We start from the raw sequence: 16,231 nt of genomic DNA, 5'->3' as shown, positions 1-16,231 counted from the left end.
CGTGAGACGTCAGTCGCCGGCGACAAAAAATTTCCACTGTCCGTCGGGTGTGATGCCGACGCGGTAGAAATTATAGTTGCCGCCTTCTTCCATCTCGGCAAAATCGCCTGCTGTCACCAGCCGGAACAGATCGACCTTTTCAGGCGGCGTCAGCGATGCCAGCGGCTTTTCGGTAAAATAGGGCCAGACATAGGCTTCGTCGGGCGTGCCCTTTTCCGTGAGCACGAAGCCGGTCGAGAGCACGTCAAGCAGGATCGCCAGGATCTCGATACCCTGCGGATCGCCGGACAGGCCCTTCAGCGTCTCAATGGGATCGGCATCGATCTCGCCGACCTGGGTCTGGGTCGGGCCTTTGCCGAGCAGGGGGCGCAGGCGCTCGATATCGCCGGAGGCGGCAGCTTCCACGATCAGTTCGCGCATCCGGGCGACGGCGGGGGGGATTTTCGAAACGTCCGACAAAACTTCGACAGGGCCGGCAGGAGGCTGATCGTCGACGGTGTCATCCTTGACCGTGCGTGCGGGCTTGTTGACCAGCGGATCCGGCATCGGGATCTGCATCGGCACTTTTTCGGCAGGCTTTTCTTCGGCCGGAACGTCCTTGGCCTTTTGGTCCTGGCTGACTTCGCCGGGGATCTGCTTCAATTCGCTCAGCGCAAAAGCGGCAGGCGGCGTGAGCAGGGAGAAGGAAAAAAGGCTGGCGAGCAACAACGCGGAAAGGCGAACCGCACGCATCCGGCATGCTGATATCTGACGTTCCATGATGGCCTCGAATTACTGCAGGGTGCGTTCCGGCGAGAATTCACCGGCCAGCATGCGCTCGCGAAGCGAATTCAGCATGGCCTCGGCCCCGTCTTCGCCATGAAGGCGGATCGTTTCACGCATGGCAAGCGCAATGGCAGCATCGGCAATGATTTCAGGTTCGATACCGTCTGCCATGCCATCCGCCCAGGCCTCATTCTGGTGTTCCAGGGCTGCCTGCATCTTCTCATGAACAATCATGTCGTCGATGTCATTCAGACTGGGTTCCATCATTCGTTCCATGCCGTTTCACGCTCTTTACTTGACACCAGACTCAAGGGAGATGCCACTTCTTACCACTCTCTTAACAACCTTAGCAGCCTTTTCCCAAAACGACACGGGCTCCTGAAGAAAGAGGTTAATTTATCGTTAATTTCCAAAGCGGGCGGTTATTTCTGACGCAAGTGTTGCTCCTTCGGCACGGTATCGCTCGTCGGCAACGACGGCCGGCGGCGTGCAGGCCGTGTAAACCGAGGCAAATGTGCGGTAGCCGCGGTTGAACGCAGCGGTCATGCGTGCCCGCCGCCCGGCTTCGCCCTTGGCCTCCTTGTCGAGCAATTCCTGCATCGATTGCCGCCAGCCATCGGCGGCCGGATCCTTGCAGAGCGTGCGCAAATAGTGAACGGAACCAAGGATTTCCGACAGGCGCAACAGGCGCGCATCATAGGGTGCGGGCTTCTCGGTGGCGGTAGCAGGCGTCTCCGATGGCGCAACGGTCTGCGCCTGCGCAATAAGCGGCAAACAGGCAAAAGCCAGGAGAAGATACGATCGTGCGGCTTGAAAACGGATCATGGTCCTTTCAAGCCCCGAATCACGCCCAAGGGCAAGCGGATTTTGGCGCGGCTGTTATGGCTGGCGCAGGGCTTCGAGTTTTTCCACGCATTCCCGGACGCTGTCGGGGATTGGCAGGCCAAAGATCTCATCGGCCGTATACCAGCCGATATCGGCCGCATCGTCGGCGGCGATCGCAACCGACAAGGCATCGGCCTCGACCCTGAACACCGAAAGAAAGAAATGCCGTGCACCCGCCCCGTCGGATATGTTGGCGGGCAGGTCGTAGGTCTGAAATAGCAGCGGATTGCGCGGCAAAATGCCGGTCTCTTCCTGAAACTCGCGCACGGCCGTCTGTGCCGGTGTCTCGCCAGCCTCGGCACGGCCGCCGGGAAAGGCATACATGTCGGCCGAAGGCGGATTGGCGCGGCGCACCAGCAGATAGCGTCCGTCCCGTTCGAGGATGGCGGATGAGGCAAGTTGGGGAGCGGCCGGGCTCATGTCGTCTTTCATCGAAGCAATTCCTATATGCTGGTATATATTCCGGCTGATCAACCAAATACAATCAGAGCCAGCGAAGCAAGAGCATGGATATGACGGCACGCAGGATAGATCGGGAGGGCCTTATGCTCCTCGCCCAAAAATACATCTGGTGGAAATCCCCAAGCGATGCGGCGGATCAGCCGGAGCGCGTCATCGCGCAGGTCATGAACATCGGAGATTTCGAAGACATCCAGCGTCTCGAAGCCTTGGCCGGAAACGATATGCTGGTCGAGGTTCTGAACCGGGCCGAGATCGGACAATTCACGCCGCGTTCCTGGACCTATTGGCATTACCGGCTCGGTATTGCCGATATCGACCAGGTGCCGCCACTGCCCTCGCGGAGATTTGTGTGACTGCTCTCATTCCTCATCTGGAGACATTGCCTTTTGAGCAGCAGTCCATCTGGCCGCTGCTTCGGCCTGCGGCAAAGCTGGGTTTTGTCCTCTACGGCGGAACGGCAATTGCGCTGCGTCTTGGACACCGGCAATCCATCGATTTTGACTTCTTCATAGAGAAGACGCTGGATTTTGACGCACTTTATGACGCTATGCCGTTTCTGAGGACAGCCACCGTCGTTCAGCATGAACCAAATGCGCTCACGGTGCTTGCATCTGTATCGGGCCAGGCAGAGGCACCTGTAAAAATATCCTTCTTTGGCCCTGTTCGGACAGGCAGACTGGACATTCCGCAATTCACAGAGGACGGCGTCCTGGCTGTTGCATCGATCCTTGATCTATTCGCGACCAAGGTGAAAGTCCTGCTTCAGCGTATTGAAACGAAGGACTATCGGGATATCGCTGCCCTGATCACCGCAGGCGAGGATTTGGCACATGCGCTTGGTGGCGCGAGGGCTCTCTACGGGTTATCGTTCCAGCCGAGTGAAAGCTTGAAGGCGATGACCTATTTTGAGGGTGGTGACCTTCATCAGCTATCGCGACAGGAACGGCTCGTGCTTGTCAATGCGGCAAGCGCCGTAAAAACAATTCCTGATGTGGAAATTGCCGGTAAAAGCCTTTTAGCCGGGATGGGGACCTGAGATGTGCGGTCGATTTGCGCTGACGGCGGCACCGGAACAGGTCGGGGAACGGTTCGCAATTCTTGAAAAAGAAGATTTTCCGGCGCGCTACAATATTGCGCCGACGCAGCCGATCCTTGTCGTCATGTCCGGCGAGCGCCAAAGGCCGGGCAGTAATTTGCCGGATCGCCGTGCGCTTCTGGTGCGCTGGGGGCTGACGCCGTCCTGGGTCAAGGATCCGCGTGATTTTCCGCTTCTGATCAATGCACGCGCTGAAACGGCGGCTGAAAAGGCCTCGTTCAAGGCGGCCATGCGTCACCGGCGGGTGTTGATCCCGGCCTCGGGCTTCTATGAGTGGCACCGGCATTCGAAGGACAGCAAAGAGGCGTCGCAGGCCTATTGGATCAAACCGAGAAACGGCGGCATCGTCGCCTTTGCCGGGCTGATGGAGACCTGGTCTTCGCCGGACGGATCTGAAGTCGATACCGGCGCCATCCTGACGACACATGCCAATGCGAGAATTGGCGATGTGCACGACCGCATGCCGGTGGTGATCAAGCCGGAGGATTTTGCCCGCTGGCTTGATTGCAGGACGCAGGAACCGCGCGATGTCGCTGATTTGCTGTCGCCGGCCGATGACGATTATTTCGACGTCATCCCCGTGTCGGACCGGGTCAACAAAGTGGCTAATACCGGCGCTGATCTTCAGACGCCGGTGCATGTGGCTGAACGGCCCCAAGCAAAGCCGTCCGCCGCAAAGCCGAAAGACCCGCCTGCAGATCCGCAGCTTTCGCTATTTTGAGCGATCAGGCTGGCTTTTTCACCGGCTTCGGCTTGATCTGCAGCGCGGCGGCAAGCACGGCCTTGAGGCCGAGCGGACGGTATTGCTCGACGAGATTGGCCGCCGCTCGCGGACTGTTCCCTTCGGTTTTTGTAGCAGGCATTTCAAAGTCTCCTCAGATGCTTTCCCTAAGCGGTTACGCTTCGTTCCAAGTGGTTTGCATCAGAACGGCGTTCCTTATTGTGCCCCAGGAAACAGGCTTTAATGTGCAAGTGCTCAAAGCCCTGTATCCCCGGACATCCGGCGTCTCCAGATAAGCTCAATCATGACAAAACAATGACGAACTATCCACTATCAGACTATAAGATGCTGGAGCGCGGCTGACCTCTTGACCGGAACCGATCGAAGCGCGATAAAGCACCCCATGAAAACGGTTATCTGCATTATCTGCCGGATTATTATTCGCTAGCCCCAACGCTGGCCTGGCCGTTTTCGTCTCCCAAAAATCAAGATGACAACGCGATGGTCCAGCCGGGCGCCTGCGTGATTCGGTCCTATGCGGAAGGGGAGATTGGAATGGACGGACTGCCGGAATTGAAATTGTACAACACGCTGACGCGGGAGAAGGCGGTCTTTGCGCCGATCGATCCCGGCAATGTCCGCATGTATGTGTGCGGCCCGACGGTCTATGACTTCGCCCATATCGGCAATGCCCGCCCGGTCATCGTCTTTGATGTGCTCTACCGGCTGCTGCGCCATGTCTATGGCGCAAGCCATGTGACCTATGCCCGCAACATCACCGACGTCGACGACAAGATCAATGCGCGGGCGCTGCGGGATTTCCCCAACCTGCCGCTGAACGACGCCATCCGGGCGGTGACCGAAAAGACCGAAACGCAGTTTCTGGACGATGCCAAGGCTCTCGGCACGCTGGAGCCGGACGTGCAGCCGCGCGCCACCGACAATATTGCCCAGATGATCGAGATCATCGAGGCGCTGATTGCCAAAGGCCATGCCTATGCGGCGGGTGACGACGTGCTGTTCGATACCCGCTCGATGGCGGACTATGGGCAATTGTCGAAGCGCAATCTCGAAGAACAGCAGGCCGGCGCCCGCATCGCCGTCGATGCGCACAAGAAGAACCCGCAGGATTTCGTGCTGTGGAAACTCTCGTCCGACAATGAGCCCGGCTGGGAAAGCCCATGGGGCAGGGGGCGTCCGGGCTGGCATATCGAATGCTCGGCGATGAGCCAGCGCTATCTCGGCGAAACCTTCGATATCCATGGCGGCGGGCTGGACCTGATCTTCCCGCACCACGAAAACGAGATCGCCCAGTCGCGTTGCGCCCATGGCACCCAAGTGATGGCCAATGTCTGGATGCACAACGGCTTCGTGCAGGTCGAAGGCCGCAAGATGTCGAAATCGGACGGCAATTTCGTCACCATCCATGACCTGCTGCACACGGAGAATTTTGGCGGCCGCAAATGGCCGGGCGAAGTGCTGCGCCTGGCCATGCTGATGACGCATTATCGCGAACCGATCGATTTTTCGATGAAGCGGCTGGAGGAGGCCGAGCGCCTGCTGGCCAAGTGGCCTGCGGGAAAGCCCGGCGATGCCGCCCCGGATGCGTCCGTGCTCACCGCCCTGGCCGATGATATCAACACGGTCGCAGCGGTGCAGGCCCTGCATGCACTGGCTTCCGCCGCCAATGCCGACCCGTCCGTGCTGCCGGTTTTCGCCGCAAGTGCGGCTTTGCTTGGTGTTTTGCCGCAGGAGACGGAAGTTGATGGCGCGGTAGCATCGGCCGTTGACGCGCTGGTGGCCATGCGGCTTGAAATGCTGAAGGCCAAGAACTTCGCCGAAGCCGACAAAATCCGCGACGATCTCGCCGCCAAGGGCATCCAGCTCAAGGACGGCAAGGATGCTCAAACGGGAGAACGGGTCACGGCGTGGGAGGTCAAGCGCTGACCTTGTGTTGCTGACAATCAAGGCATATGCTGAGGCCTATGCTGAAGGAGCCTGTCATGACTGTGATCCATGTGGATGAGGGACGCGAGGTCAAACTCTTTCGCAACGGCCGTAACCAGGCCGTCCGCATTCCCGTGGAATTCGAACTGCCGGGAAACGAGGCGATCATGCGCAAGGAAGGCGACCGCTTGATCATCGAGCCGAAAAAGAAGAGCGGCTTGCTGGAATGGCTGGCCACGATAGAACCCTGGGATGAAGAGTTTCCGGATGTCGATGACGGGCAGTTGCCGGTTGAGGACGTCGAGCTGTGAGCACGTGGCGCTACATGCTGGATACCAATATCGTGTCGCACATGATCCGCGTTCCCGAAGGCGCAGTGGTGAGCCGTGTCAGAGACGTTGGAAGTGACACGTTGTGTGTCAGCGCGCTCGTGGCGTCAGAGCTGCGGTATGGCGCAGTCAAGCGAGGATCGGAACGGTTGTCGTCGTTGGTGGAAAGCACGCTGGAACGGTTGGACATCATCGCCTATGAAGCGGCCGCTGCCGTACATTACGCGGAAATTCGCGATCAGCTCAGTCGCAGCGGCAATCTTATTGGCCCGATGGATATGCTGATTGCAGCCCATGCCCGTGCGCTGGAACTCGTTTTGGTGACCGATAACACCCGTGAATTTTCGCGGGTCGAGGGTTTGACCATCGAAAACTGGCTGGCGGCGGAGGAGCATCCATGACCGGTCCCGTCCATACCGGCGGCTGCCAATGCGGCGCCGTGCGCTTCCGCGTCGAGGGTGAGCTTGGCGACGCTTCCGTCTGCCATTGCCGGATGTGCCAGAAGGCTGCGGGGAATTTCTATCTGCCGCTGGTTTCCGTCCGCCAGGCAAAGCTGTCCTGGACACGCGGCGAACCCAAACGCTTCCAGTCTTCCAATGCTGCATCACGCGGCTTTTGCAGCGATTGCGGCACGCCGCTCACCTATGAAGCGCCGGATGGCGTGGCGCTGACCATCGCCGCCTTCGACAGGCCGGAAGGTATCGTGCCGGTGATTCAGTGGGGCATCGAGGCCAAGCTGCCCTATGCCGACCACATCCCGCAACTGCCGGGCGAAGACACTATGGCCGATCAGGATGCCACATCGTTCCTCGCCGATCTCGTCTCCTATCAGCATCCCGACCACGATACGGAAACATGGCCGCCGGGAGAGCAAAAATGAGCATCGGCCGCATCTATACCGGCGGCTGCCAGTGCGGCGCGGTGCGTTACCGGGCGCAGGGAACGCTTGGAGATCCGCATCTCTGTCACTGCCGCATGTGCCAGAAGGCATCCGGCAACTACTTCATGCCACTCGCCAATGTGCCGCGCGTCAGCTTCTCCATCACCCGTGGCGCGCCGGGCTGGTTCCGCTCGTCGCATCTGGTGCGGCGTGGTTTCTGTTTTCTGTGCGGCACACCGCTGTTTTACGATGTGCCGGAAGCCGATTTCATCAATATCGTGCTGGGCTCGCTCGATGATCCCTATGATGTACGACCACTGACCCAATCCGGCGTCGAATCGCGCATGCCGTGGTTTTCGCACCTTTCGGGATTGCCGGGCACAGAAACGGATGACGGCAGCGGTGCGAGCGCGGAGCGGCATATTGCCATTCTGGAATCCAACCGGCAGCATCCCGACTACGATACGCAACATTGGCCATCGGAGGACTGACATGACAGAGACAACGAGAACCGGGGGCTGCCAGTGCGGCGCCGTTCGCTTCAAGATCCATGGTGCGCTCGGCCGCCCGTCGATCTGCCATTGCCGTATGTGCCAGAAGGCCTTCGGCGGCTTTTTCAGCCCCCTTGTCACCGCCAAGGGCGAGACGGAATGGACCCGCGGCGAGCCCACCTATTTCCAGTCTTCCATCAATATTGCCCGCGGCTTTTGTGCCGCCTGCGGCACGCCCTTGACTTATAAACATCCCGGCGGACTGGAAATCGCCATCGGCGCCTTCGATGACCGCAGCGATCTCGCGCCGCAGATCCAGGTCAATTTCGCCGCCCGCAATGCCTGGGTGACGACGATCTTCGACCAGCCGGTGCATGAGGACCCCGACTTTTACATGCAGCAGGAGCAGATCATCTCCTTCCAGCACCCTGACCACGATACGCAGGTCTGGCCGCAATTTCCCGATGCCTGATTGAAACGCCCGCAATTCCCCTGAAAGCAGACAGCATGACCGAAATTTTCCGCACGCTCTATCCTGAAATCGAGGCCTATGCCTCCGGCCATCTCGACGTTGGCGACGGCCACATGGTCTATTGGGAAAAGTCCGGCACGCCGGGGGCCAAGCCCGCCGTCTTTCTGCATGGCGGCCCCGGCGGCACGATCTCGGCCAGCCATCGCCGGCTGTTCGATCCGAAGCTCTATGACGTCACGCTGTTCGACCAGCGCGGCTGCGGCAAGTCGATGCCGCATGCGGAACTGGACGCCAACACCACCTGGCATCTGGTCGATGATATCGAGCGGCTGCGCGAGATGGCCGGCGTCGAGCAATGGCTGGTGTTCGGCGGCTCCTGGGGCTCGACGCTGGCTTTGGCCTATGCGCAGAAGCATCCGCAGCGCGTGTCCGAGCTTGTCGTGCGCGGCATCTATACGCTGACCAAGGCAGAGCTGGACTGGTACTATCAGTTCGGCGTCTCGCAAATGTTCCCCGACAAATGGGAACGCTTCCTGGCGCCGATCCCGGAAAATGAACGCCATGAAATGATGCTTGCCTATCACCGGCGCCTGACCAGCGATGACCGCGCGACCCGTCTTGCCGCCGCCAAGGCCTGGAGCATTTGGGAGGGCGAGACGATCACGCTTCTGCCGGAGCCTTCGACCTCGACGCCGTTCGAGCAGGAAGACTATGCCCACGCCTTTGCCCGCATCGAAAACCACTATTTCGTCAATGCCGGCTGGCTGGACGAGGGGCAGCTGTTGCGCGATGCGCACAAGCTCCACGGCATCCCCGGCGTCATTATCCACGGCCGCTACGACATGCCATGCCCGGCGACCTATGCCTGGGCGCTGCACAAGGCCTGGCCGGAAGCCGAATTCCACCTGATCGAAGGCGCGGGGCATGCCTATTCCGAGCCCGGCATTCTCGACCAGCTGATCCGGGCGACGGACCGGTTTGCCGGGAAGGTGTGATCGACATGATGGATTTGAGTGTGCTGCGGCTTACCCCCCTCTGTCACGTCGTGACATCTCCCCCTCAAGGGGGGAGATTATCCTTTTCCCTCGTTTCCGTTGGAGAGGCGCAAAGCGTGCGGCCGATCTCCCCCCTTGAGGGGGAGATGCCGGCGTCGCCGGCAGAGGGGGGTATGTTGCGGCAAACTCAGAGCGCTCCTTTGAGGGAGATGCTGCAATGAGAGAACGCATCCACCTCTTCGACACCACGCTGCGCGATGGCCAGCAGACGCCGGGCATTGATTTTTCCGTCGAGGACAAGATCGCGATTGCGGCGATGCTGGATGATTTCGGCATGGATTATGTCGAAGGCGGCTATCCCGGTGCCAATCCGACCGATACCGAATTCTTCAGCAAAAAGCGCACGAAGAAAGCCCGTTTCGTCGCCTTCGGCATGACCAAGCGCGCCGGCGTGTCCGCCTCCAACGATCCAGGGCTGACAAGCCTTTTGCAGGCGCAGAGCGATGCGATCTGTCTTGTCGCCAAGAGCTGGGACTATCACGTCCGCGTCGCACTTGGCTGCACCAACGCGGAAAATCTCGAATCGATCCAGTCCTCGGTCGAGGCTGTCATTGCCTCCGGCAAGGAAGCGATGATCGACTGCGAGCATTTCTTCGACGGCTACAAGGCCAATCCGCCCTATGCGCTGGCCTGCGCCAAAACCGCCTATGATGCCGGCGCCCGCTGGATCGTTCTGTGCGATACCAATGGCGGCACCCAGCCGCCGGAAATCCGCGAAATCGTCACGGCCGTCATTGCCCATGGCGTGCCCGGCGCCCATCTCGGCATCCATGCGCATAACGACACGGGCCAGGCGGTCGCCAATTCGCTGGCCGCCGTCGAGGCAGGCGTGCGCCAAATCCAGGGCACGCTGAACGGCATTGGCGAGCGTTGCGGCAATGCCAATCTGGTGACGCTGATCCCGACCCTGGCGCTGAAGGAAGCCTATACCAGCCGTTTCGAAACGGCGATCGATGCCGACCGGCTGCAGGAACTGACCCAACTGTCGCATTCCTTCGACGAGCTTCTCAACCGTTCGCCGGATCACCAGATGCCCTATGTCGGCGCGTCTGCCTTTGCCACCAAGGCCGGCATCCACGCCTCAGCTTTGTTGAAAGACCCGCGCACCTATGAGCACGTGACGCCCGAAAGCGTCGGCAACCTGCGCAAGGTCATGGTGTCCGACCAGGGCGGCAAGGCCAATTTCATCAACGCGCTGAAACGCCGCGGCATCACCGTCTCCAAGGACGACCCGAAGCTCGACCGGCTGATTTCCATCGTCAAGGAAAACGAGGCGACCGGCTATGCCTATGAGGGCGCCGACGCGAGCTTTGCCATCCTGGCCCAGCGAATCCTCGGCTCGGTGCCGGATTTCTTCCATGTCGAAAGCTTTCGCGTCATGGTCGAACGGCGCTTCGATGCCAATGGCAACCTGAAGACCGTCTCGGAAGCGGTGGTCAAGGTCTCGGTCGATGGTGAGGCCACCATGTCTGTCGCCGAGGGCCACGGCCCCGTCAACGCACTGGATCTTGCGCTGCGCAAGGATCTCGGCAAATACCAGTCGGAGATCGAGGATCTCGAACTGGTGGACTACAAGGTCCGTATCCTCAACGGCGGCACCGAGGCCATCACCCGCGTCCTCATCGAATCCGTCGATGGCACCGGCGCCCGCTGGTGGACGGTAGGCGTTTCCGACAACATTATCGACGCGTCTTTCCAGGCGCTGATGGATTCGATCGTGTTCAAGCTGTTGAAGAACCGCGATCAGGCGGGGCTGGCGGCGGCAGAGTAGGGAGCGTTTTTATTCGTCTGAGAATCGAATGTCGCGCCCTCCGTAAAAGACGCGGATGATGAACACATTTGTATCTTCAATGAGAAAAGCAATCGTTGCTTGATGTTTGAAACCGACGAGACGCAGGCCGGGCAAAAGATCGTCCCGGCCCGTGCCACGATGCGGAAAAGTGTCGAGGCCGAGGCAATACCGGTAGATCTCAGCCACGTAGTTGCGCGCAATTTGCTCGCCTGAATTCCCTGCAATGTAATCGAAGACTTCTTCGAGATCAGCTGTCGCAGTCGGGGCGAAGGAGACCGCATAGTTCACGGCAAGCGGGTTCCCTTTCTGGGGGAATCCATATGTGCCTGTAACCGCTTCCAGGCGTCTTGCGGCGATAAGGCGCTGCCAGGATCGCTCTTTATCTGCTGCGCGATAGGCACGACGTCTTCACGCAGCCATTTCTCGATCGCGGCATCTCTGGCTGCCAAACTTCGAAGGCCGTCTCGAATGACCTCGCTCTCGGTGGCATATTCACCGGACGCGACCTTGTCTTTCACCATTTTGGCCATTTCGAGCGGCAGGGTGATACTGAGAGATTGTGTTGTTCGCATGGATCATCTCCGCATTTTCTGCAGCCTATCATAACGCACGATTTAATCCTACGCAGCGCTCTTCTCAAGACAAGCGAAGTCGATCCTGAGCGAGGACGTCATCTCACCTCACAACACCAACCGAAACTTCGCGAACCCGTCGGCGCCGTCGCCCGCATCCTCGATCTTTGCGCCCTTCACATCCCCGATCAGCCCGCGCGCCTTCGGACCACTCTCGAACACTGCCGTAGCGCCCTTTACCGGCGCAAAGCTCCAGTTGCCGTCGGCGGACGGGTTGATCGTGCCTTCGGCGATGATGTAGCGGACGATCACGTCGCGGTTGGTGTCGGGGGCGGCGAACACCACCTTGTCGGCGGCGATCTCCGGGAATTTGCCACCACCGCCGGCGCGATAATTGTTGGAGGCGACAACGAATTTGCGTGTTGGGTCGATCGGCTTACCCTCGAACGAGAGGTTCCGGATCCGGTTTGAATCCGGGTTCACGGCCCTGCCGTCACCGTCATATTTGGGCGGTTGCGACAGGTCGATCTGGTAGGTGACGCCGTCGATGATATCGAAATTGTAAGAGGGGAAGCTGGTATTGAGGAGCGCCACGTCCTTTTCGCCGGAGGCGACAGTGTTGAACATGCCGGCCGACATTTCCAGCCAGTTCTTCACCTGCGCCCCGGTAATGACCACGGCCTGCACAGTATTGGGATAGAGGTAGAGATCGGCGACGTTCTTGATGGCGATATCGCCGGCGGGCACATCGGTATAATAATCGGCGCCGCCGCGTCCGCCCGCCTTGAAGGGGGCCGCTGCCGAAAGCACCGGCAGATCCTTGTATTCCGTGTCTTTCAGCATGTCCTTGATGTACCAGGTCTGGGCATTGGAGACGATCTGCACGGAGGGATCGTCGGCCACCAGCGCGAAATAGGAATAGAGCGGGGCCGTGGTCTTGCCGACGGGCGTGCGGACATAGGCCAATGTCGCCTCATGCTCGGCGCTCGCGGCCGCGAGGATATCGGCGCGGTCGGGCACGTCGGCAATCACCTTCTTGTCCTCGCGGTGATAGATCGGCCGCGCCTCGGTGGTGAAATCGGCGATCCTCCAGCGGTTTCCGTCCTTTTCCAAAAGCAGGTCGATGAGGCCGAGATGCGAACCCCAGAAGCCGGCCATCACGGCCGGTTTGCCAAGCAGCGTCCCCTTGACGGGATCGACCCCTTCGATGCCGTCAAAGCTTTTCGGCCCAGGAAAGACGAGGTGCTGGTGGCCGGTAAAGACCGCATCGATACCCTCGACGCCGGCCAGATAAAGCGAGGCATTCTCCATCCGGGCGCTCTGGCCCGAACCATCGATGCCGGAATGCGAAAGCGCGATGATGAGATCGGCGCCTTGCTCCTTCATGACGGGCACCCAGGCCCTGGCGGCCTCAACGATATCGCGGGTCTGTGCCTTGCCTTCGAGATTTTTGATATCCCACAGCATGATTTGCGGTGGCACGAAGCCGATAATGCCGATCTTCAGCTCGCTTGCGGCGCCGGCGCCATCGGTAATGGTTTTTTCGACGATCGTGTAGGGCTTGAAGAACAGGTCGTCGTCCTTCGGATTGGCGGCAAGCTGGCCCTTCGTCAGGTTGGCGCAGACATACGGGAAATTGGCCCCGCCCAGAACCTTAAACATATAGTCGAGGCCATAGTTGAACTCGTGATTGCCCAGCGTTCCCGCCTCGTAGCCGAGCACATTCATCGCCTTGATGACCGGATGGAGATCGCCTTCCTTCATGCCGTGCTGATAGGCCATGTAGTCGCCCATCGGGTTGCCCTGCAGGAAATCGCCATTATCGACGAGGAAGGAATTGCCAGCCTCGGCGCGGATCGCGTCGATGATCGAGGCGGTGCGGGCAAGGCCCAGCGTGTCGTTCGGCTTGTCGCCGTAATAGTCGTAGGGAAAGACATGGACGTGGATATCGGTGGTTTCCATGATGCGCAGATGCGCCTGATTGGCGGCCGCGCGCGCAGCAAAGGGGTGCAGCAGGATGAGGGCAGAGGTGGCTGCGGCACCGCTGAGAAGCGAGCGGCGTGTGATCGGATGGAGCGCAGGGATGGATGACATCTTTGAAGTTCCTTCGTCTGACCGGATATTGCCTGCGGGACCGTAGAGCGCCACACCGTGGAATGCACCCCGTAAAATCTGGCGTATCCCGCAAGGTTCCGTCACGATCTCCTGACAACGCTTTGTCAGCTTTGCTGTATTAAGGTTCACGGAAATGAATTGGTTGATCAATGGTCTTTGGAGTACGACGGCCACAACGACTGAGAGCTGCCATTGGGCGGCCGTACCGGGATGAAACGCCATGTCTGACGCGAAACAAACACCAGCGGTGCACAATGGCGATTCCCCGCGCGGGTTTGCCTTTGCGCTGACTGCCTATCTGCTCTGGGGTGTCTTGCCGTTCTTCATGAAGGCCGTCGCGCATATTCCGGCATCCGAGGTCGTCGCCCACCGGATCGTCTGGTCCGTGCCGCTGGCTGGCGCCGTGCTTATCCTGCTTGGCCGCACCGATGATATCAGGGTGGCGCTGCGCACCCCGCGCATGCTGAAGATGGCGATGCTGACGGCGATCCTGGTCACCATCAACTGGGGCATCTATGTCTGGGCGATCGGGGCAGGGCGGGCGCTGGAAACGGCTCTCGGCTATTACATCAATCCGCTATTCTCGATTTTCCTCGGCGCGGTCCTGTTGAAGGAAAAGCTTAATCCGGCGCAGATCGTCGCCATCGTTCTCGCCGCCATCGCCGTCGTCGTCCTTGCATTTGACGCGGGCGGCCTGCCGTGGGTTTCCATTAGTTTGGCGCTATCCTGGGGCTTGTATGCCTTCTTCCGCAAGACGCTGCCCGTCGGCCCCAACCAGGGTTTCTTTCTGGAAGTGCTGCTGCTCAGCATCCCCGCTCTTTGCTATATCGCCTATCTGGAATTCACCGGTCAGGGACATTTCACCGATACCGGCTGGGCCGATGTCGGCTGGCTTCTGGCCTGCGGCGTCGTGACGGCGGTGCCGCTGATGATCTATGCCAATGGCGCCAAGCTGCTGAGGCTCTCCACCATCGGCATCATGCAGTATATCGCCCCGACCATGATCTTCATCATCGCCGTCTTCGTGTTCCACGAGCCCTTCGGCACATCGAAGCTGATCGCTTTCATCCTGATCTGGGCGGCGCTGGCCGTCTATTCGACATCGATGATCATGGAAAGCCGCGCCCGCCGGGCAAACGTGCCAAATCCGGCCGAGTAGCGAACCACGGATCGCGCTGCTTATGCGTCCTCCGGCCATTCCCGCGCGCCGTGCTGGACGAAGAGAATTGCGATGTGTGTGTCTTCAACCCGTTAAGCAACAATGTACGGCGTGCCGGGGATGACAAGTTCGCGTGTGCCCACGATCTCCCCCCGGCGGCCGAGGAATGGATTGTTGGAGAGCAGGCCATGCGTTTTGGAGTGGATGTCGTTGACGATGCGATTGGCAGCTCGTGGGTTATGCATCGCGATGTATCACCGATGCGGGCCAGCTCCAGCAGGTAGCGTTTCGTCCATACGATCCGCACCGCCGTTTACGTGGCGTCGTATCTGTTGAGAACGGCGGCGATGTCTTCGGCGCTGGCAAAGTTACCGCGGTCAGCATCCTCGATGCCGTCCTGCACGCCCTCGATCCACTTTTCCTGCCAGGCAAGAGAGCGGCCATGCGACAAGGCATCCTCGATGATCTGCTGGCGCGTCAGGGCAGAGCGGGCTGCCAGCTTGTCGATGCGGCGGCTGAGGTCCTCGGAAATGACGTTCTTGTCGCTCATGGAATGATGGTCCCGGCTCACTATCGCCGGTAGAATACAACGCTGCGTCCAAGCGATCAACTCTGCAGAAACCGGCCCGAAGAGCATACCATATGCCGTCCGGGCCGAATGCATCACAGCTTAGCGATGATCCCGTCGTCGCCGTCGCGGTCGACCTGGCTTGCCCAATGGGCCAAAAGTGCCGGCACGACTTCCTCGGCTTTATCGATGACCAGCGGCTGGACGAGATGGGCGGTGTGGATGAAGCCGCTGTCGGCCATGTGGTGGATGAGCTTCATCAGCGGATCCCAGAAACCGTTGATGTTGACCAGCACGATCGGCTTGCGGTGGCGGCCGAGCTGCGCCCAGGTCATCACCTCGACGATTTCCTCCAGCGTGCCAATGCCGCCCGGCAGGGTGACGAAGGCATCCGAGCGCTCGAACATCTTGTGCTTGCGCTCATGCATGTCGGGTGTGACGATCAGTTCGCTGAGCTGTCCCAGCGAATGACGGGTGGCCTCCATATCCATCAGGAATTCTGGTATAATGCCGGTAACACGGCCGCCATGCGAGAGAACGCCACTGGCGACGGCGCCCATGATGCCTTTCGTGCCGCCGCCATAGACGAGGCGAAGATGATTTTCGGCGATGGATTTGCCAAGAATCCGGCCGGCTTCCATGAAGGACGGATCGCGCCCCGGCTGGGAGCCGCAATAGACACAAATGGATCGAATCGGGGTATTTTGCTCACTCATGGCATAAAGAGACATCGCGGGGCTGCATGCGTCAAGAAAAATGACGGGAAACAGGGCTTTCCGGCGGTCTGAACATGCGGTGATGCTTGTGGAAAACCTCGGGAATCGTTAGCAATTTTTAAGCATGATCTGACGTTATGGACAGGCTGATTCCGTCCAGCAAGAACAGGCGGAAAGCTACGGGCATAAGGCTTGGAAAAAGCTGT

At 59.6% G+C, this 16,231-nt stretch carries 23 protein-coding genes; 12 read left to right on the top strand and 11 right to left on the bottom strand.

Going from position 1 to position 16,231, the window contains the following annotated elements; translation table 11 throughout:
• Positions 1-9: 9 nt before the first annotated feature.
• The 4 genes from ASD32_RS28465 to ASD32_RS28450 all read right to left on the bottom strand — a co-directional run bounded on the left by ASD32_RS28465 (position 10) and on the right by ASD32_RS28450 (position 2,082).
• Positions 10-759 carry a hypothetical protein gene (locus ASD32_RS28465; protein ID WP_060641375.1) on the bottom strand — a complete coding sequence of 250 codons (750 nt, stop codon included), beginning with the start codon at positions 757-759 and terminating at the stop codon, positions 10-12.
• A gap of 12 nt (positions 760-771) precedes the next feature.
• Complete coding sequence (locus tag ASD32_RS28460) at positions 772-1,041, bottom strand: hypothetical protein (protein WP_113004128.1); 270 nt, start codon at positions 1,039-1,041, stop codon at positions 772-774.
• Positions 1,042-1,167: 126 nt separating this feature from the next.
• Positions 1,168-1,590, bottom strand: coding sequence for a TIGR02301 family protein (locus ASD32_RS28455; RefSeq protein ID WP_082546968.1), 423 nt, complete (start codon positions 1,588-1,590; stop codon positions 1,168-1,170).
• Positions 1,591-1,644: 54 nt separating this feature from the next.
• Complete coding sequence (locus ASD32_RS28450) at positions 1,645-2,082, bottom strand: NUDIX domain-containing protein (protein WP_162252714.1); 438 nt, start codon at positions 2,080-2,082, stop codon at positions 1,645-1,647.
• A 113-nt stretch (positions 2,083-2,195) separates the two neighbouring features.
• Between ASD32_RS28450 and ASD32_RS28445 the strand changes: the two genes are divergently transcribed.
• The 3 genes from ASD32_RS28445 to ASD32_RS28435 are packed head-to-tail and all read left to right on the top strand — an operon-like array spanning position 2,196 to position 3,929.
• Positions 2,196-2,465: a hypothetical protein gene (locus ASD32_RS28445; protein ID WP_244490300.1), complete on the top strand. Its 270-nt coding sequence runs from the start codon at positions 2,196-2,198 to the stop codon at positions 2,463-2,465.
• The gene (locus ASD32_RS28440; RefSeq protein WP_156383407.1) at positions 2,462-3,148 is read left to right on the top strand and encodes a nucleotidyl transferase AbiEii/AbiGii toxin family protein; all 687 of its coding nucleotides are present in this window, start codon (positions 2,462-2,464) and stop codon (positions 3,146-3,148) included. Before ASD32_RS28445 ends, ASD32_RS28440 begins: the two co-directional genes overlap by 4 nt.
• 1 nt (position 3,149) lies before the next feature.
• Complete coding sequence (locus ASD32_RS28435) at positions 3,150-3,929, top strand: SOS response-associated peptidase (RefSeq protein ID WP_060641373.1); 780 nt, start codon at positions 3,150-3,152, stop codon at positions 3,927-3,929.
• Between the two features lie 4 nt (positions 3,930-3,933).
• Here the strand turns inward: ASD32_RS28435 and ASD32_RS30425 are convergent, their stop codons facing one another.
• Positions 3,934-4,071: a hypothetical protein gene (locus tag ASD32_RS30425; RefSeq protein WP_200953657.1), complete on the bottom strand. Its 138-nt coding sequence runs from the start codon at positions 4,069-4,071 to the stop codon at positions 3,934-3,936.
• Between the two features lie 413 nt (positions 4,072-4,484).
• On the opposite strand from ASD32_RS30425, the gene cysS reads away from it, so the two are divergent.
• The 8 genes from cysS to cimA all read left to right on the top strand — a co-directional run bounded on the left by cysS (position 4,485) and on the right by cimA (position 10,874).
• Positions 4,485-5,876, top strand: a complete 1,392-nt coding sequence (gene cysS, locus ASD32_RS28430; RefSeq protein ID WP_060641452.1) for a cysteine--tRNA ligase — start codon at positions 4,485-4,487, stop codon at positions 5,874-5,876.
• Between the two features lie 56 nt (positions 5,877-5,932).
• On the top strand, positions 5,933-6,187 hold the full coding sequence (locus ASD32_RS28425) for an AbrB/MazE/SpoVT family DNA-binding domain-containing protein (protein WP_244490299.1): 255 nt from the start codon (positions 5,933-5,935) through the stop codon (positions 6,185-6,187).
• Positions 6,184-6,606, top strand: coding sequence for a type II toxin-antitoxin system VapC family toxin (locus ASD32_RS28420; protein ID WP_244490298.1), 423 nt, complete (start codon positions 6,184-6,186; stop codon positions 6,604-6,606). Before ASD32_RS28425 ends, ASD32_RS28420 begins: the two co-directional genes overlap by 4 nt.
• Positions 6,603-7,085, top strand: a complete 483-nt coding sequence (locus ASD32_RS28415; protein WP_060641371.1) for a GFA family protein — start codon at positions 6,603-6,605, stop codon at positions 7,083-7,085. The genes ASD32_RS28420 and ASD32_RS28415 overlap by 4 nt, the downstream gene beginning before the upstream one ends.
• Positions 7,082-7,576 (top strand): GFA family protein, encoded by a 495-nt coding sequence (locus ASD32_RS28410; RefSeq protein ID WP_060641370.1) that lies wholly within the window; start codon positions 7,082-7,084, stop codon positions 7,574-7,576. Before ASD32_RS28415 ends, ASD32_RS28410 begins: the two co-directional genes overlap by 4 nt.
• Before the next feature lies 1 nt (position 7,577).
• Entirely contained in the window at positions 7,578-8,048 is a 471-nt protein-coding gene (locus ASD32_RS28405) for a GFA family protein (protein WP_060641369.1), read from the top strand.
• A gap of 35 nt (positions 8,049-8,083) precedes the next feature.
• Positions 8,084-9,043, top strand: coding sequence for a prolyl aminopeptidase (gene pip, locus ASD32_RS28400; RefSeq protein ID WP_060641368.1), 960 nt, complete (start codon positions 8,084-8,086; stop codon positions 9,041-9,043).
• 217 nt (positions 9,044-9,260) lie between these two features.
• Positions 9,261-10,874 (top strand): citramalate synthase, encoded by a 1,614-nt coding sequence (cimA, locus tag ASD32_RS28390; RefSeq protein WP_060641366.1) that lies wholly within the window; start codon positions 9,261-9,263, stop codon positions 10,872-10,874.
• Positions 10,875-10,883: 9 nt separating this feature from the next.
• Here the strand turns inward: cimA and ASD32_RS28385 are convergent, their stop codons facing one another.
• From ASD32_RS28385 to ASD32_RS28375, 3 genes are all read right to left on the bottom strand, one after another.
• Positions 10,884-11,183, bottom strand: a complete 300-nt coding sequence (locus tag ASD32_RS28385) for a type II toxin-antitoxin system RelE/ParE family toxin (RefSeq protein WP_060641365.1) — start codon at positions 11,181-11,183, stop codon at positions 10,884-10,886.
• Positions 11,180-11,467 (bottom strand): type II toxin-antitoxin system ParD family antitoxin, encoded by a 288-nt coding sequence (locus ASD32_RS28380; RefSeq protein ID WP_060641364.1) that lies wholly within the window; start codon positions 11,465-11,467, stop codon positions 11,180-11,182. Before ASD32_RS28380 ends, ASD32_RS28385 begins: the two co-directional genes overlap by 4 nt.
• A gap of 108 nt (positions 11,468-11,575) precedes the next feature.
• A complete protein-coding gene (locus ASD32_RS28375) occupies positions 11,576-13,561 on the bottom strand; it encodes a bifunctional 2',3'-cyclic-nucleotide 2'-phosphodiesterase/3'-nucleotidase (protein WP_060641363.1) in 1,986 nt (661 codons plus the stop codon).
• 241 nt (positions 13,562-13,802) lie between these two features.
• Here ASD32_RS28375 and rarD point away from each other — a divergent pair, with 241 nt between their 5' ends.
• Positions 13,803-14,741: an EamA family transporter RarD gene (gene rarD / locus ASD32_RS28370; protein WP_060641362.1), complete on the top strand. Its 939-nt coding sequence runs from the start codon at positions 13,803-13,805 to the stop codon at positions 14,739-14,741.
• Between the two features lie 92 nt (positions 14,742-14,833).
• Here rarD and ASD32_RS31045 read toward each other — a convergent pair whose 3' ends face one another.
• The 3 genes from ASD32_RS31045 to ASD32_RS28355 form a co-directional block, all read right to left on the bottom strand.
• Entirely contained in the window at positions 14,834-14,986 is a 153-nt protein-coding gene (locus ASD32_RS31045) for a type II toxin-antitoxin system RelE/ParE family toxin (protein ID WP_348270756.1), read from the bottom strand.
• Positions 14,987-15,054: 68 nt separating this feature from the next.
• The gene (locus tag ASD32_RS28360) at positions 15,055-15,291 is read right to left on the bottom strand and encodes a hypothetical protein (RefSeq protein ID WP_060641361.1); all 237 of its coding nucleotides are present in this window, start codon (positions 15,289-15,291) and stop codon (positions 15,055-15,057) included.
• A gap of 113 nt (positions 15,292-15,404) precedes the next feature.
• Positions 15,405-16,025, bottom strand: a complete 621-nt coding sequence (locus ASD32_RS28355; RefSeq protein ID WP_082546975.1) for a TIGR00730 family Rossman fold protein — start codon at positions 16,023-16,025, stop codon at positions 15,405-15,407.
• Positions 16,026-16,231: the final 206 nt, after the last annotated feature.

Origin of the sequence: Rhizobium sp. Root483D2, from assembly GCF_001426685.1 — a bacterium.
Taxonomy (GTDB): Bacteria; Pseudomonadota; Alphaproteobacteria; order Rhizobiales; family Rhizobiaceae; genus Pararhizobium; species Pararhizobium qamdonense.
The sequence above is the reverse complement of the archived record's forward strand: the minus strand, read 5'-3'. Positions and strand labels throughout refer to the sequence as shown.

Bases quoted from the DNA above. Each gene is read 5' to 3' on its own strand.
- ASD32_RS28465 (WP_060641375.1), bottom strand. From the start codon at position 759: ATGGAACGTCAGATATCAGCATGCCGGATGCGTGCGGTTCGCCTTTCC.
- ASD32_RS28460 (WP_113004128.1), bottom strand. From the start codon at position 1,041: ATGGAACGAATGATGGAACCCAGTCTGAATGACATCGACGACATGATT.
- ASD32_RS28455 (WP_082546968.1), bottom strand. From the start codon at position 1,590: ATGATCCGTTTTCAAGCCGCACGATCGTATCTTCTCCTGGCTTTTGCC.
- ASD32_RS28450 (WP_162252714.1), bottom strand. From the start codon at position 2,082: ATGAAAGACGACATGAGCCCGGCCGCTCCCCAACTTGCCTCATCCGCC.
- ASD32_RS28445 (WP_244490300.1), top strand. From the start codon at position 2,196: ATGCTCCTCGCCCAAAAATACATCTGGTGGAAATCCCCAAGCGATGCG.
- ASD32_RS28435 (WP_060641373.1), top strand. From the start codon at position 3,150: ATGTGCGGTCGATTTGCGCTGACGGCGGCACCGGAACAGGTCGGGGAA.
- ASD32_RS30425 (WP_200953657.1), bottom strand. From the start codon at position 4,071: ATGCCTGCTACAAAAACCGAAGGGAACAGTCCGCGAGCGGCGGCCAAT.
- cysS (WP_060641452.1), top strand. From the start codon at position 4,485: ATGGACGGACTGCCGGAATTGAAATTGTACAACACGCTGACGCGGGAG.
- ASD32_RS28425 (WP_244490299.1), top strand. From the start codon at position 5,933: ATGACTGTGATCCATGTGGATGAGGGACGCGAGGTCAAACTCTTTCGC.
- ASD32_RS28415 (WP_060641371.1), top strand. From the start codon at position 6,603: ATGACCGGTCCCGTCCATACCGGCGGCTGCCAATGCGGCGCCGTGCGC.
- ASD32_RS28410 (WP_060641370.1), top strand. From the start codon at position 7,082: ATGAGCATCGGCCGCATCTATACCGGCGGCTGCCAGTGCGGCGCGGTG.
- ASD32_RS28405 (WP_060641369.1), top strand. From the start codon at position 7,578: ATGACAGAGACAACGAGAACCGGGGGCTGCCAGTGCGGCGCCGTTCGC.
- pip (WP_060641368.1), top strand. From the start codon at position 8,084: ATGACCGAAATTTTCCGCACGCTCTATCCTGAAATCGAGGCCTATGCC.
- cimA (WP_060641366.1), top strand. From the start codon at position 9,261: ATGAGAGAACGCATCCACCTCTTCGACACCACGCTGCGCGATGGCCAG.
- ASD32_RS28380 (WP_060641364.1), bottom strand. From the start codon at position 11,467: ATGCGAACAACACAATCTCTCAGTATCACCCTGCCGCTCGAAATGGCC.
- ASD32_RS28375 (WP_060641363.1), bottom strand. From the start codon at position 13,561: ATGTCATCCATCCCTGCGCTCCATCCGATCACACGCCGCTCGCTTCTC.
- rarD (WP_060641362.1), top strand. From the start codon at position 13,803: ATGTCTGACGCGAAACAAACACCAGCGGTGCACAATGGCGATTCCCCG.
- ASD32_RS31045 (WP_348270756.1), bottom strand. From the start codon at position 14,986: ATGCATAACCCACGAGCTGCCAATCGCATCGTCAACGACATCCACTCC.
- ASD32_RS28360 (WP_060641361.1), bottom strand. From the start codon at position 15,291: ATGAGCGACAAGAACGTCATTTCCGAGGACCTCAGCCGCCGCATCGAC.
- ASD32_RS28355 (WP_082546975.1), bottom strand. From the start codon at position 16,025: ATGAGTGAGCAAAATACCCCGATTCGATCCATTTGTGTCTATTGCGGC.